14 protein-coding genes are annotated in these 13281 nt (G+C 70.8%); 5 read left to right on the forward strand and 9 right to left on the reverse strand.

Translation table 11 applies throughout. The features are described 5' to 3' along the window. Nucleotides 1-71: 71 nt before the first annotated feature. From ACFU7D_RS24410 to ACFU7D_RS24445, 8 genes are all read right to left on the reverse strand, one after another. Nucleotides 72-551 (reverse strand): nucleoside deaminase, encoded by a 480-nt coding sequence (locus ACFU7D_RS24410; protein ID WP_378729106.1) that lies wholly within the window; start codon nucleotides 549-551, stop codon nucleotides 72-74. Nucleotides 552-612: 61 nt separating this feature from the next. After that, nucleotides 613-1434, reverse strand: a complete 822-nt coding sequence (locus ACFU7D_RS24415; protein WP_378872194.1) for a MurR/RpiR family transcriptional regulator — start codon at nucleotides 1432-1434, stop codon at nucleotides 613-615. After that, a complete protein-coding gene (pucL, locus tag ACFU7D_RS24420) occupies nucleotides 1431-2300 on the reverse strand; it encodes a factor-independent urate hydroxylase (protein WP_378872197.1) in 870 nt (289 codons plus the stop codon). Before pucL ends, ACFU7D_RS24415 begins: the two co-directional genes overlap by 4 nt. Beyond that, a complete protein-coding gene (uraH, locus tag ACFU7D_RS24425) occupies nucleotides 2300-2614 on the reverse strand; it encodes a hydroxyisourate hydrolase (RefSeq protein ID WP_378872200.1) in 315 nt (104 codons plus the stop codon). The genes pucL and uraH overlap by 1 nt, the downstream gene beginning before the upstream one ends. Beyond that, nucleotides 2611-3105: a 2-oxo-4-hydroxy-4-carboxy-5-ureidoimidazoline decarboxylase gene (gene uraD / locus ACFU7D_RS24430; RefSeq protein WP_378872221.1), complete on the reverse strand. Its 495-nt coding sequence runs from the start codon at nucleotides 3103-3105 to the stop codon at nucleotides 2611-2613. The genes uraH and uraD overlap by 4 nt, the downstream gene beginning before the upstream one ends. 75 nt (nucleotides 3106-3180) lie before the next feature. Then, nucleotides 3181-4707 (reverse strand): AtzH-like domain-containing protein, encoded by a 1527-nt coding sequence (locus ACFU7D_RS24435; protein ID WP_378872203.1) that lies wholly within the window; start codon nucleotides 4705-4707, stop codon nucleotides 3181-3183. Beyond that, entirely contained in the window at nucleotides 4704-5759 is a 1056-nt protein-coding gene (locus ACFU7D_RS24440) for an acetamidase/formamidase family protein (RefSeq protein ID WP_378872205.1), read from the reverse strand. The genes ACFU7D_RS24435 and ACFU7D_RS24440 overlap by 4 nt, the downstream gene beginning before the upstream one ends. Nucleotides 5760-5816: 57 nt before the next feature. Then, nucleotides 5817-6176 carry a YidH family protein gene (locus tag ACFU7D_RS24445; protein ID WP_378872208.1) on the reverse strand — a complete coding sequence of 120 codons (360 nt, stop codon included), beginning with the start codon at nucleotides 6174-6176 and terminating at the stop codon, nucleotides 5817-5819. Between the two features lie 45 nt (nucleotides 6177-6221). Here ACFU7D_RS24445 and ACFU7D_RS24450 point away from each other — a divergent pair, with 45 nt between their 5' ends. Next, the gene (locus ACFU7D_RS24450; RefSeq protein WP_378872210.1) at nucleotides 6222-7049 is read left to right on the forward strand and encodes a thioesterase family protein; all 828 of its coding nucleotides are present in this window, start codon (nucleotides 6222-6224) and stop codon (nucleotides 7047-7049) included. A 31-nt stretch (nucleotides 7050-7080) separates the two neighbouring features. Here the strand turns inward: ACFU7D_RS24450 and ACFU7D_RS24455 are convergent, their stop codons facing one another. Then, nucleotides 7081-8709 carry a D-alanyl-D-alanine carboxypeptidase family protein gene (locus tag ACFU7D_RS24455; RefSeq protein ID WP_378872213.1) on the reverse strand — a complete coding sequence of 543 codons (1629 nt, stop codon included), beginning with the start codon at nucleotides 8707-8709 and terminating at the stop codon, nucleotides 7081-7083. A gap of 112 nt (nucleotides 8710-8821) precedes the next feature. Between ACFU7D_RS24455 and ACFU7D_RS24460 the strand changes: the two genes are divergently transcribed. From ACFU7D_RS24460 to ACFU7D_RS24475, 4 genes are all read left to right on the forward strand, one after another. Continuing rightward, nucleotides 8822-9532: a (deoxy)nucleoside triphosphate pyrophosphohydrolase gene (locus ACFU7D_RS24460; RefSeq protein ID WP_378729115.1), complete on the forward strand. Its 711-nt coding sequence runs from the start codon at nucleotides 8822-8824 to the stop codon at nucleotides 9530-9532. After that, nucleotides 9529-10440 (forward strand): N-acetyl-1-D-myo-inositol-2-amino-2-deoxy-alpha-D-glucopyranoside deacetylase, encoded by a 912-nt coding sequence (gene mshB, locus ACFU7D_RS24465; protein WP_378872215.1) that lies wholly within the window; start codon nucleotides 9529-9531, stop codon nucleotides 10438-10440. Before ACFU7D_RS24460 ends, mshB begins: the two co-directional genes overlap by 4 nt. Nucleotides 10441-10469: 29 nt before the next feature. Then, entirely contained in the window at nucleotides 10470-10793 is a 324-nt protein-coding gene (locus ACFU7D_RS24470; protein ID WP_378872217.1) for a hypothetical protein, read from the forward strand. Between the two features lie 62 nt (nucleotides 10794-10855). Beyond that, nucleotides 10856-13252 carry a VanW family protein gene (locus ACFU7D_RS24475; protein WP_378872219.1) on the forward strand — a complete coding sequence of 799 codons (2397 nt, stop codon included), beginning with the start codon at nucleotides 10856-10858 and terminating at the stop codon, nucleotides 13250-13252. The last annotated feature ends 29 nt before the right edge of the window (nucleotides 13253-13281 follow it).

Consider the following 13281-nt stretch of genomic DNA (forward strand, 5'->3'; position numbering starts at 1 on the left):
AGTGGGCACTCTGGTGCCAACTCGGCCGACGTACGTGACGCCTCGGCCTGCGGGGGTGACGCCTCGGCAGGTCAGTAGTCGGTGCGGTCGCGTTTCGAGAGCCATGCGTCGAACGGGTCGTACGCCTGCGGGATCCGCAGCTCGTCGACCTTGGTCGGCCAGTCGTGGTGCTCGTTGGCGCGGCCGGTCCCGAACAGGTTGTAGAAGGCGAGGTCGTCGAACCCGCCCTTGGCCGCGTCGTCACGGTCGGCGGCGTAGACGACGCGGTCCAGCCGCGCCCACAGCGCGGTCGCCAGGCACATCGGGCAGGGCTCGCACGAGGTGTAGAGGGTGCACCCGGCCAGCGAGAAGCTGTCGGCCTCCTTGCACGCGGAACGGATCGCGACGATCTCGGCGTGGGCGCTCGGGTCGAGGTCGCGGGTGACCCGGTTCTGGCCGGTCCCGAGCAGGATGCCGTCGCGGAGGATAATGGCCCCGAACGGGCCACCGCCGTTGTTGACGTTGCGCACGGCGAGTGCGACCGCCTGCTCCAACCACATGGCGTCAGTCATGCCGATTCCCCCTTGCACAGGCCCGAGGATCGATGTTTCCACTGTCATTCTGCCTCCGACATCACTCGACCTCGTGAAGGCGATCGTAGGTGGCGCTGATGGCCGAGACGCGGTCGCGGCCGGCGCGTCCGCGCTCGTGGAGTACGCCGTCGGCGAGCACGCTCGCCAGCGACATCGGCGCCGCCAGGGAGTCGAAGGCGAGAGCACCCTGGACCGGGCACTCCAGTGCGACGTCGGCACGGCCGAGGTGGACGGTTCCGGTCGGGTCGGCGATCACGATCACCGTGCTCCCGGAGGCCGCGGCGGCGTCGACGAACTCGCCGAAGCCCGGGGGCCGGCGCCGCAGCCCGACCGCGACCACCACCGATCCCTCGCCGAGCTCGGCCAGCTCCTCGCCGATCACCTGGCCGGGAGCGGGCGCGAGCGTGACCCGCTCGCGGGTCTGGGTGAGCTGCTGGCGCAGGTGGAGCGCGACCGGGTAGGAGTTGCGCCAGCCCGCGACCATCACGTCGCTCGCTCCGGCGATGGCCTCGATCGCCTCGGTGATGCCGGCCTGCTCCACGACCCGCGCGATCGCCGCCGCCTCTCCCTCGGCGTGGGCGCTCAGGTCCGGGGCGCCCTCGACCCGCCGCGGCTCGCCGGCCGTACGCAGCCCCCGCAGGTGGTCGCGTACGTCGTCGAAGCCGTCGAATCCCAGCGACCGGAAGAGCCGGCTCATCGTCGCCTTGGACACCTCCGCGAGCGAGGCCAGCTCGGCCGCGCGGTAGGTCGCCAGGTCGTCGAGATGCTCCAGCAGCGTGTCGGCCGCCTTGCGTTCCTGGGGCGAGAGCGTCTGATAGGTCGCGGCGATCCGTCGGTCGATCCGCTGGTCCACCGGGCTCATGTGGGCACTGACGCCCAGGCGTCCGGCTCGGCCGACCCGTCGCGCTGCAGGGTCGCCTCGATGAGTCCGTAGGGACGGTCGGCGGCGAAGAAGACCTCGTTCGGGTTCTCCAGGTCGAAGGGGGAGAGGTCGACGAGGAAGTGGTGCTTGTTGGGGCAGGAGATCCTGAACTCCGCGATCCCCTCGAACGCCTCCATCACCGCCCGGCCCATCTCGTAGATGGTCTGCTGCAGCGCGAGCGAGTGCACCTCCGCGAACGTGTCGAGCATGATCGCGCGGATCCGGTCGTAGGCCTCGTTCCAGTCCTCCGGGTGGGTCTCCCACCGCCACCATGCGGTGACCTCGGTCGCCAGGATCCGGTCGGTCGTCTCGGCGAGGGTGGTGTAGCGGTCGCGCGGGAACCCGTGGAACTCCGAGCCGGTCGACTTGAGCACCACCAGGTCGCTCAGTCCGGACAGGACGAAGGTTCGTTCCTCGAAGCGGTTGACGGCCGCCGTACGCGTCTCCTGCCCGCGCCGGGCGAACGAGAACTCGTTCGCCGGGATGCGGTCCCAGGAGTAGGACTCCGCCTTCATCACCGACCCGGTGACCCACGGCTGCCCTGCCCAGTGGGCGGTGAGGTCGAGCAGGAACGCCTCCGGCGAGGTGATGCCGAGCTCCTTGGCCTTCGCGTAGACCACGTTCTTCTGGGTGTCGGTGGCGTGCACGTGCACGTTGTCACCCTCGGTGAAGGCCGTCGCGAAGTCGCCCCTGAGCTGGGTGGACACGTTCAGGTCGTGGATCGTGTGCCGCGCGCCCTCCCTGTCGACCTTGACCAGGCGTACCTCCGCCTTGCCGTGCTGGTTGGGGCCAAGAGTGATCGACATCAGCTTCCTCGATAGGTCGTGTAGGAGAACGGGCTGAGCAGGAGGGCGACATGGTGGTGCTCGCCGGCGGTGACGGTGAACCCGATGTTCACCTCGGGGAAGAAGGTCTCGCGGTCCTGCTCCGCGAACCACGGTCCGGTCGTGAAGGTCAGCGTGTGCGGCCCGGGCGGTACGTCGCCCTCGAACCGCACCCGCCCGTCGGCATCGGTGGTCGCGGTGCGCGCGCTGTCGTCGGGGAGGATGAGCATCACCGGGAGCGCGGCGGCGGGCCGGCCCAGGGCGGCATCGAGGACGTGCGTGGAGACGGTGGTCATGCCAGCAAGCCTCGCAGCCGGAGCAACGCGATCTCGGCGAGCTGGCCCTTGGTCACCGTGATTTCGGTAGCCGGGTCGTTCTTCAGCCGCTCCTCGAGGAGCGCGAGCATCTCCTCGGCGCTGCGTCCGGCGGCCCGCACCAGGTAGATCCTCCCGAACCGCTCCTCGTAGGCCGCGTTCCCCGCCCTCAGCCGCGTCTGCACCTCGGCGTCGGCCGGGTCGACCCCGGCCTGCTCACGGGCGGAGAGCGCGGCGCTCTCCCCGTCCCCAAAGTGGCGTTCCCCGATCCGGGGGTGGTCGGCCAGGGCTCCCTCGACCTCCGCGTCGGTCCAGGCCGCCGCCAGCCGCTCCGCGGCGGCCAGCAGGTCACCTACGTCCGCATAGGGCCGGCCCGCGACCAGCCCGGCCGCCCACGAGGGGATCGCGACACAGGGTGCGACGACGCCCTCCGCCTCGTCGGCGGGCAGGGCATCGAACTCGGCGAGCGTCATGGTCACCAGGGCAGCCTATGAAACGATCGTTTCGGCGTCCGCAACGCAGGTTGCCGTTGTGTAACGCCCGGGCGGCTACCCCGCGAAGCTCTGGGCCAGGGCGAGGAGGTCGCGGTCGCGGCCGGGTGCGGCGACCAGGCAGAGCCCGGCGGGCAGGTTGCCCGCGGTGCGGACCGGGATCGAGACGGCGGGGAGGCCGGCGATCCCGGCGATGCAGGTCAGGCGCATAGTGTCGTCGCGCACCGCGGCCGCCTCGGCAGCGGTCGGCGCCACCGAGGAGGCGCTGGGGTAGGCGAGGACGCGGCCCCCGACGACGTCGAGGATCTCCGTACGCGCCTGCGCAAGCACCGCACGCGCCTCGGCGGCCTGCTCCCGGGTCACCGACCGGGCCATCTCGAACCGACCGCGTACGGCCTCTCCGAGGGTGTCGAGCCGGGTCTCCAGCCAGTCCCCGTGGGCCTGCCACGCCTGGTAGGCCTGGCCGATGACGAAGGCCTGACGCCACTCGTCCAGCCTGGCCACGTCCCAGGCCAGCGGCTTGGACCCGGGCAGCGCCTCGCTCACCGCGGTGGCGACGTCCTCCGTGGCGAGCCCGACCAGCGCCGGCACCAGGTGGATCTCGTCCAGCGCTGTGCCCGAGTCGGGAGATCCGGGAGCCTCCGGCAGCAGTACGTCACCCACCGCCTGCAGCAGGAACGCCGAACGTGTCATCCACCCGACGGTGTCGAAGGCCTTGGCGAGCGGGAGCAGCCCCTCGCGGGAGACGGCCCCGTGCGACGTACGGATCCCGTAGAGGCCCTGGTAGGCGGACGGGACCCGGATCGAGCCGCCGGTGTCGGTGCCGAGCCCGATCGAGGCGTGGCCGAGGGCGACCGCGGTCGCCGACCCCGATGACGAGCCACCGGGGATCCGTCCCGGAGCCTTCGGGTTCGGCGGTGCCCCGTAGTGGGCGTTGAGCCCCGAGAGGGAGTAGGCGAACTCCTCGGTGCGCGCGATCCCACGCACCGACGCCCCGGCGTCGAGCAGGGCGGCGACGGCGGCGGCGTGCGACGGTGCCACCGGCGCCTGCTCCAGCCATGCCGGGCTCCCGGCGCCGACCGCGAAGCCGGCGACCGCGAAGAGGTCCTTGACCGCGACTGTCTCACCCGAGAGGGCGCCGTCGGCGGTGTGCGAGGAGACCAGCGGGTCACCGACGACCCGCCAGATCCGGGTGTCGAAGGCCGGCGCGGGCGCCGAGACATGGGCCGCGGTGACCTGCCAGCCGCCGTACTCGATCCGCACCGGGTCCCGCGCCCACAGCTGCGTCTGCAGCCCGCGCCCACCGCGGTCGAGCTCCGTGACGGCCACGATCAGCGCGTGGTCCTCGTCGATCACCTGCACGTGGGTCTGCACGATGCGCCGCTTCGGTGCGCCGCCGCGCGATCCACGGAAGGCGGAGATCTGCTCGTGCCCGACGAGCAGCCCGGCGGCATCGCCACGCAACGTCGTCGGGGAGTCGGCGAAGAGGGAGTCCAGAGCGGCGACGTCGTCGGACATCAGCGCGCTCTCGTACGCCCGGAAGGCCTGCAGCAGCCCGTGCGGGACAGGCTTGAGCTCAGTCATAGGGCGAAGTCTGCCTTGCGGATCGTGGCGTGTACGCCTTTGACGACGTCGACGACCTGGGAGATCCGGAAGTCGGTGGCCGCCGAGAGATAGGCGTAGGCGTCCTCCGGAGACATTCCGAACCGCGCGCTGAGCAGGGCGATCGCGGCCCGAACGCAGTTCTGCGTGGCGACGTCGAGGGACTCGTCGAGCCCGGTGGGGATGAGAAATTCCGACGTCTCCGCCAGCGGCCCGGCGAGTTCGCCGAACCGCGCGGCGGCCTCCTCGCGAGCGACCAGGTCGAAGCGGAGCGTTGCCCGGAGCGAGGCCTCCAACGCGGTCAGCGAGACCTCGCCGTCACCCTGCGCGAAGTGCGGGTCGCCGACGTAGGCCAGCGCTCCGGCGACCTGGACGGGCAGGTAGAGGGTCGCCCCGGCCGTGAGCAGCCGGATGTCGATGTTGCCGCCGTGCGAGCCGGGTGGGACCGAGTGCGGCCGCTCGGACCCCGGCACGGCGACCCCCATGATCCCGAGGAACGGGTCGAGGGCGAACGACGCCGGCCCGATCACCCCGCGCCCGTCGACGACAGGCGTGAAGACGCTGTGCACCGGCTCGTCGCCGCGCGGGTACTCGCCCGGCAGCGCGCCTCGCCCGTGCCGGTTGGACACCACTCCGTAGGGCACCCGCGGGAGCGTCTCCAGCACCGTGATCGCCAGCAGGTCACCGACCTCGGCGCCCTGGACCTCGATCGGCCGCGAGACCACGTGCGGGCCGTCGACGCCGAAGGTCCGCTCATAGCCGGATGCGGCCAGCGCGACCGCGTCGGAGAGGACCTCCTCGACCCCGTGCGAGGCGAAGAACTTCTCCGGGTTGCGCCCCTGGTCCTCGAGGATGCCCTCGTGGGAGATCGTGTCCACGGTCACCGAGGTCCCCGGCGCGATGCTCAGCACGGGGGAGTCCGTCGCGCACGGCAGCCGCCCCCACAGCACGTTGTCGACCTCGGCCGGAAGGTAGGTCGTGGAGCTGATCGGTCCGGTTCCCGGCTGCAGTGCCGTCACGGTGGGGGCAGTCATGGCCGAACCGTATGGAACGGATGTTTCAGGCTCGTGACGAGCGGATCAGCCGGTGGCTCAGAAGACGAGCGCGACGCCGAGCAGCACCGCGATGAGCAGCAGCGCGCCGCCGAGGATGAACCCGGTGGCGAAGGCTGGCAGCGGGCGCCGCTCCCGCATGGCGCGCTCGACCCGTGCCCAACGGATCATCGCGAAGACCGTGCACAGGATCGCCGTGAGCACCAGGAGGCCGATCACCCCGACGCGCACGCCCTCCGCGGTGGGCACCTGGAACGAGTGCAGCGCGACCGCACCGGCGAGCAGGCCGAGCACGGTGCGCGCCCAGGCCAGGAACGTACGCTCGTTGGCCAGCGTGAACCGGGGATCCGGCTCGGAGCCGTGGTCGTAGACCCAGTGCGGGTGTCGGGGGTCGGTCATGCCCCCATCGTCCACCACATCGGGTCCCGATCTAGATTATTACCCATGGGTAATAGCGAACAGGCTGAGTTCGATCGTGACATCGCGGTCCGCAGGACCGACGGCAACACCTATGCGGCCGACCTGGCCCCCGGCTGGGTGGTCGGCGGCGGGGTCAACGGCGGCTACCTGCTCGCTGTCATCGCCAACGCGCTGCGGGCACACCTGCCGAACCACCCGGACCCGATCGTGCTGAGCGCGTTCTACGCCGGCGCGAGCACCCCGGGGCCGGCGGAGGTCCGCATCGAGACCAAGCGCGACAAGGGCTCGCTGGCCATCGCGACCGCCGAGCTGTGGCAGGGCGAGGAGCTGCGGATCACCACCACGGCGACGTACGCCGACCTCGACGGTCTCCACGCCAGGAGCAGCGGCTTCGAGCGGGTCACCGCGACCGAGCCGGAGCTGCCGCCGCTCGAGGAGTGCCTCTCCTCGACCACGGCGCCTGAGGAGGTCAAGGAGTTCGTACCGATGCTGGACCGCTACGAGCTCTGTGTGCCCAAAGACCAGTTCGTCTGGGGCGGCGCGGCGCCGAGCGGCGAGGCCGTCTTCACCGGCTGGTTCCGTCACCACGACCGCGAGCCCGACCCGCTCTCGCTGCTGCAGGTGCTCGACGCGCTCCCGCCGGTGACCTTCGGGCTCGAGCTGCCGGGCTGGGCGCCGACCCTCGAGCTCACCTGCCACATCCGCCACAAGCCGGCGCCGGGCTGGCTCAAGGTCACCCACTTCTCGCGCAACCTCTCGGGTGGCATGTTCGAGGAGGACTGCGAGGTGTGGGACTCCGAGGGCAAGCTCGTCGCGCAGGCGCGTCAGCTGGCTCGGCTGCCGCGCGCCTGACGGGTCAGGTCGGACGGTCGGAGCGGGACGGTCACATCGGGGCGCAACGGTCCTTCCCGCCGTACGCGTCCCAGTGCCACGCCTCGGGCGCGTACTGCTTCAGCCCGACGCTCAGCGCGGTCTTGTTCAGGAACTGCCACACCGCGCTGGCCGGCTCCGAGGCCCGTGTCGCGCAGGTCTTGCCGCCGGTCGCGCTCGGCTGCTCGAAGTCGATGGCGATGCCGAGCTGGTGGGAGGAGTGGCCGGGCTGCGCGGTGAGCGTGTAGTCGCCGGCCGGGCAGCCGCCGGTGACGTCGGTCTGGCACAGCGCCTTCTGCTTCTTCATCGTCCGGAACGAGCTGCCCGCGACCAGGTCGACCCCCTGCTTCGAGGCCTTCTTGACCAGCGCCGCCGCGGCCCCGGAGATGCGTGCGTTGACGACGGTCAGGCCGTCGGAGCCGTCGATGTAGTAGGGGTCGCCCTTGGTGCTCTCGGTGCCCGTGTTGGGCAGCCCTTCGACTGCGCAGAGCCGCACCGGGATCAGCTTGCCCTCGTCGTACCCCTCGCCCTCGCCGAGGTCCTTCGTCCCCGGCGAGCACACGAGCGCGGTCGAGTCGGCGCGGACGTCGCCGACCGGCTTCGTCGGCGCTGCGACCTGGAGAAGCTTGCCCTCGGTGGCGCCGGCGGCGCGTTGCTCGGAGGCCTCCACGGCCAGCTCGGCGAGGTGGCCGGTGACCCCGCCCGCCTCCGTGTCGGCGTCGGCCTGGCCGGCGTCCGGTGCCGTCTTCGGGACGTCGTCGGGGCAGGTCGTGATCGACTCGCTCAACGGCTTCTGGGTGCCGGTCGCGACCGTGATGTTCGCGCACACGACCGTGGTGTGGTCGCGCTTGGCGTAGGTGTCCTGCCAGGTCCGGTAGCCGGCGACCGAGAAGCTGCTCCCCGCCTCGTCGGCCTGCAGCGTACGCAGCCGCAGGCCGTCGCCGTAGGCGCCCGGCTGCTCCAGCCAGGTTCCGATGTCCGCGGCGGTGACCTCCCAGCCGACGCTGCGCAGCGACGCGACCGCCACTGACAGGTCGCTGCCGACGCCGTTCAGGTCGTCGGTCGTGGTCTGCTCCCACTTCTGCGTCTGGTCGTAGAAGTCGTACGCCCCATAGCCGCCGACCCCGACGAGCGCGAGCACCAGCAGCCCCGCGAGCACCTTCGGCCACCGCCGCTTCTTCGGCGGCTCGGGTCCGAACCTGCCGGGACCGAGACCCTGCGGGTACGCCGGGGGCGCCTGCCCCGCGTAGGGCTGTTCGGGGTAGGGCTGCTCGGGATAGGGCTGTTCCGAGTAGGGGTGTTCCGGGTACGGCTGGTCGAGGTAGGGCTGACCCCGGTAGGGCCGCTGGTCCGGGTAGGGCCGCTGGCCGTAAGGCGGCTGCTCAGGCGGATAGGGCTGCTGCTGGGGCGGGTACGGCCGCTGCTCGGGGTAGCGCTGGCCGCCCGGGTGGGGCTGATGCTGGCCCGGATGAGGCCGTTGCTGGCCGGGGTGGGGCTGCTGCTGTCCCGGTTGCGGCTGTTGCGGCCGCCCCGGCTGCGGCTGCGGCCGCCCCTGCTGCCGTGGCCCGGGGAAGGGCTGCTGTCCCTGGTAGGGCGGACGAGGCTCGCCGGGGCGCCGCGGAGGCCACTGCTGATCGCTCATGATCGGGCCCCGGACGGGGGCAGGCAGGCGATGAGCAGAAGACGGCGGGGCACGGCGTTGGAGCGTACCCAAGAGACACCACTTTTCGGGTGTCTAGGGAACAATCTCACACGTGAACAGCCCCAAGACCGTAGTGGCCGCGGCGATCCTCAGCGCCGACGGCAAGCAGGTGCTGGCCGCGAGGCGCACCTCCCCGCCCGAGGCCGCCGGACGCTGGGAGCTCCCCGGAGGCAAGGTCGAGGAAGGGGAGACGCCCGAGGCGGCCCTCGTCCGGGAGATCGGCGAGGAGCTCGGCTGCCTGATCGAGGTGCTCGACTGGATGCAGGGCGAGGCGCCGATCGGCGAGAGCCACCGGCTGGTCGCCGCGACCGCCCGGGTGGTCGCGGGGGAGCCGAGGCCGCGCGAGCACGACCAGGTCCTCTGGCTGGCCGCCGAGGACCTCGACTCGGTCGACTGGCTGGAGCCCGACCGTCCGTTCCTCGACGGGCTCCGTCACGTACTCGGAGTTCCCGAAGGGTCGACCCTGCGCGGCATCTTCTTCGAAGAGGAGTACGCCCGCTCGGCGGCGGAGACCCTCGAGCGCGAGGGCTGGACGGCCCGGGTCAGCCGGGAGCGCTACCAGGGCGAGGACGACGACGAGGACCACCCGTGGTCGGTGGAGACGGACGCCCCGGAGATGGTCCTGGAGCTGCTGGTGGACGAGTACGACGGCTGGCTCGACATCCCCGAGGACGCACCGGACGACTCGATCGCCCCTGAACCCGTCGACCTCCCCGACAACCCGAAGCGGATAAAGCGCCCCGACCTAGGATCGAGCTCGTGACTTCTCAGAAGAGCCTGCTGCTCGTGCACGCCCACCCCGACGACGAGACGATCGCGACGGGAGCGACGATGGCGAGATACCTCGCCGAGGGCGCCCGCGTCACCCTGGTGACCTGCACGGCAGGGGAGATGGGCGAGATCCTGGTCCCCGGCCTGGCCCATCTCGCCGCCGATCAGGACGACGCCCTGGGCGAGCACCGCCGCGGCGAGATCGAGGACGCGATGGCGGCTCTGAAGGCGCCCGACGGTAGCCAGGTCGACCACCGCTGGCTGGGCGGATTCGGCAACTACCGCGACTCCGGGATGACCTGGAGCGAGGACCGCACCCACGCGCAGCCTGACCCTGACGCCCGCGAGAACGCCTTCTGGTACGCCGACCTCAACGAGGCCGCCGACCACCTCGTCACGATCATCCGCGAGGTGCGCCCGCAGGTACTGGTCACCTACGACGAGTTCGGCAACTACGGCCACCCCGACCACATCCAGGCCCACCGGGTCGCGACGTACGCCGCCCATCTCGCCGCCGTGCCGACCTACAAGAAGGAGCTCGGCGAGGCCCACGAGATCGACCGGATCTTCTGGACCGCGATCGCGGAGAGCTGGATCCGCGACGGGCTCCGGGCGGCCCGGGAGGCCGGCGACGAGGACGCGCTCGGCGGGATGGACCCCGAGGGCCCCCTGCCGATGGCCACCCCCGACGTCGACATCGCCGCCGCGATCGACGGCACCGCCTACGCCGACCAGAAGGTCGCCGCGATGCGCGCCTACCCCACCCAGATGGACATGGAGCAGGGCATGTTCGCGATGACCAACAGCCTCGGCACGACCGCGTGGTCCCACGAGCACTTCCGGATCGCCAAGGGAGACGTCGACGCGACCGGCCTGACTGACCTCTTCGCCGGGTTGTGAGGCTGCTCGGCGTCGGCCTGGCTCGTGGTGTGGCCGGTCTTCTCCTCGGCCTCCTCGTCGGGGTCGCGGCGGTCGCAGTCCACCCCTGGTGGTGGGGTCTGCTGCTCGCCGTGGCCGCGTCCTCGGCGATGCTGATCGTGCTGCCGCGGGGAGTCTCGAGGATCGCGTACGCCGCGGCCTGGGCGATCGTGGTCGCGCTGGCCGCGACGCCGAGGCCGACGGGCGGGTACGCCGTCGCGGGCGACCTGGCGGGATATCTGATGATCTTCTGGGCAGTGCTGATGATCGTGGTGGCCACCGCTACCGTGTCGAGGGTCGTTTCCCGGGCTGATCAGGACCTCCCCGGGAAGTGACGAACGTCCCAAGATGGGCTACGGGTTCGGCCTAGGGGGGTATAGGTCCTAGGCTCTCCCGCATGTCCACTGAGCCCGAGGCCTTCAAGGCCCCCGAGCCCGCGAAGCAAACTCACGCGGCCGGGTCCAACGCCAGCCAAGCTGGCGCGGACGATGCTGCCATCGAGACGATCATGATCCCTCAGATCGAGATCGACGCCCGTGTTGCCGAGTCCACGGGTGCCAAGCCGGTTCCGAACGATGAGCCCGACGGCGCGACCCGGGTGGTCCCTGCCGGCGACTTCGACGAGGATCTGGCCGAGGAGACCCTGCTGCGCAGCACGATGCTGCGCTCGGAGCTGCCGAAGCGCGCGGAGCTGCCCGACGAGGACAACTTCCTGTTCGTCTCGAAGAACCGGAAGTTCGCCCCGGAGCCGGACGCGGTCGACGCCGCCCCCGACCTGGCCAGCGAAGCGGCCACCGAGGTCGCGCTCGACAACCAGGTCCAGGACCCCCACGACCTCGATGACGAGCCGCTCGAGGAGACGGTCATGGGCGTCGGGCCGTTCGTCGTGAACGAGCCGGTCCCTGCCGACCACGCCTCCGACAACCACCCGGCCTACGAGCACCCCGCTTACGAGCACCCCGCCTACGAGCAGCCCGCCTACGATCAATCGGCCTACGACCACTCCGCCTTCGAGCAGCCCGACTACGCCCAGCCGGTCGCGGCTGAGCGCAAGCCGCTCGGCACCGGCACCAAGGTCGCCGCTGCGGTCGCGGGCAGCGTCGCCATCCTGGCCTTCGCCGGCTGGGCTGCTGCGTACGCCGTCGCCGGGGAGAAGATCGCCGAGGGCACCACGGTCGCGGGCGTGGACATCGGCGGCATGACGGCCGCCGAGGCCACGCCGCTGTTGGACCAGAAGTTCGCTCCGGCCCACAGCCAGCCGATCAACGTGACCGCCGGCGACAGCACGACCGAGGTCAACCCGGCCGATGCGGGCCTGAGCTTCGACGCCGAGGCGACGATCGAGAAGGCCGACGCCGTACGCAGCTGGAGCCCGGTCAAGCTGTGGAAGCACTTCACCGGCGGTGGCGAGATCGAGCCCGTCGTCAAGTCCGACGACAAGCTGATCGCCAAGGTCGCCGCCAAGGTCAACAAGCGCGCCGGCACCCCCTTCAAGGACGGCGACGTCGTCATCAAGAAGGGCAAGGTCAAGACCACCCAGCCGGTCGCGGGCGAGGGCGTCAGCGACGACGCGCTCCTGACCGCGCTCGCCGGTCAGCTGCTCGTCGAGGGCGACCGCAAGGCAGACGTACCGCTCGCGGAGCTCACCCCCGACGTCGACGAGGCCGACGTCCAGGAGGCGGTCGACAAGGTCGCCACTCCGGCCGTCTCCGGGCCGATCACGCTGAAGTTCGAGAAAACCCCGGTGGAGCTGTCTCCGAAGGAGTTCGGCGACGCGATCCGGTTCGATCCCAAGGACGGCGAGCTGCAGGCCTCGGTCGCGCCCAGCAAGCTCAAGAAGGTGCTCAAGAAGGCCCTCGCCGACGACGCCGCCAAGCCGGTCGACGCGACCATCAAGATGGTCAACGGCGCCCCGAAGGTCATCCCCGCCAAGCCGGGTGTCACCTTCAACCAGAAGGACCTGGAGGCGGTCTTCCTCGACGTCGTCACCGCGCCGCAGGGCGAGCGCACCGTCGAGGTGAAGTCGAAGGTCGCCAAGCCCAAGGTCACCACCGAGGAGGCCAAGGCCTGGGGTGTGAAGGAGAAGGTCTCCACCTTCACCACCAACTTCCCCTACGCCGAATACCGCAACGTCAACATCGGCCGCGCCGCTGAGCTGGTCAACGGCACCGTGCTCGCGCCGGGGGACACCTTCTCGATGAACGGCATCGTCGGGGAGCGTACGGCCGCCAACGGGTTCACCAAGGGCTGGATGATCCAGAACGGCGTCTTCCGGGAGGACTACGGCGGCGGTGTCTCGCAGATGGCGACGACCACGTTCAACGCGATGTTCTTCGCGGGTCTCCAGGACGTCGAGCACAAGGCGCACTCGCTCTACATCGACCGCTACCCGATCGGTCGGGAGGCGACGGTCGCCTGGCCCTCGCTGGACCTGAAGTTCAAGAACAACACCAAGTACGGCGTCCTCATCCGCTCCTGGGTCAACCCCGCCAGCGGCAGCAGCCAGGGTTCGGTGACCGTCGAGATGTGGTCCACCAAGATCTGGGACATCAAGACCCGCACCGGTGAGCGCTACGACTTCAAGTCGCCGGGCAAGCAGAAGATCACCGACGGCAACTGCGAGAACACCGTCGGCGCCCAGGGCTTCTCGATCAACGTCTGGCGCGACTTCTACAACGCCGGATCGGGCTCGAAGGCCAACACCGAGACCTTCAAGACCACCTATATCCCGCAGGACGAGGTCGTGTGCACCGACGAGTCGGAGAAGCCGCCGCCGCCCGCGGACCCCAACTGACCCGAGTCGGCCGGTTCTGACACCATCCC

It is taken from the genome of Nocardioides sp. NPDC057577 (assembly GCF_042801335.1).
Taxonomy (GTDB): Bacteria; Actinomycetota; Actinomycetes; order Propionibacteriales; family Nocardioidaceae; genus Nocardioides.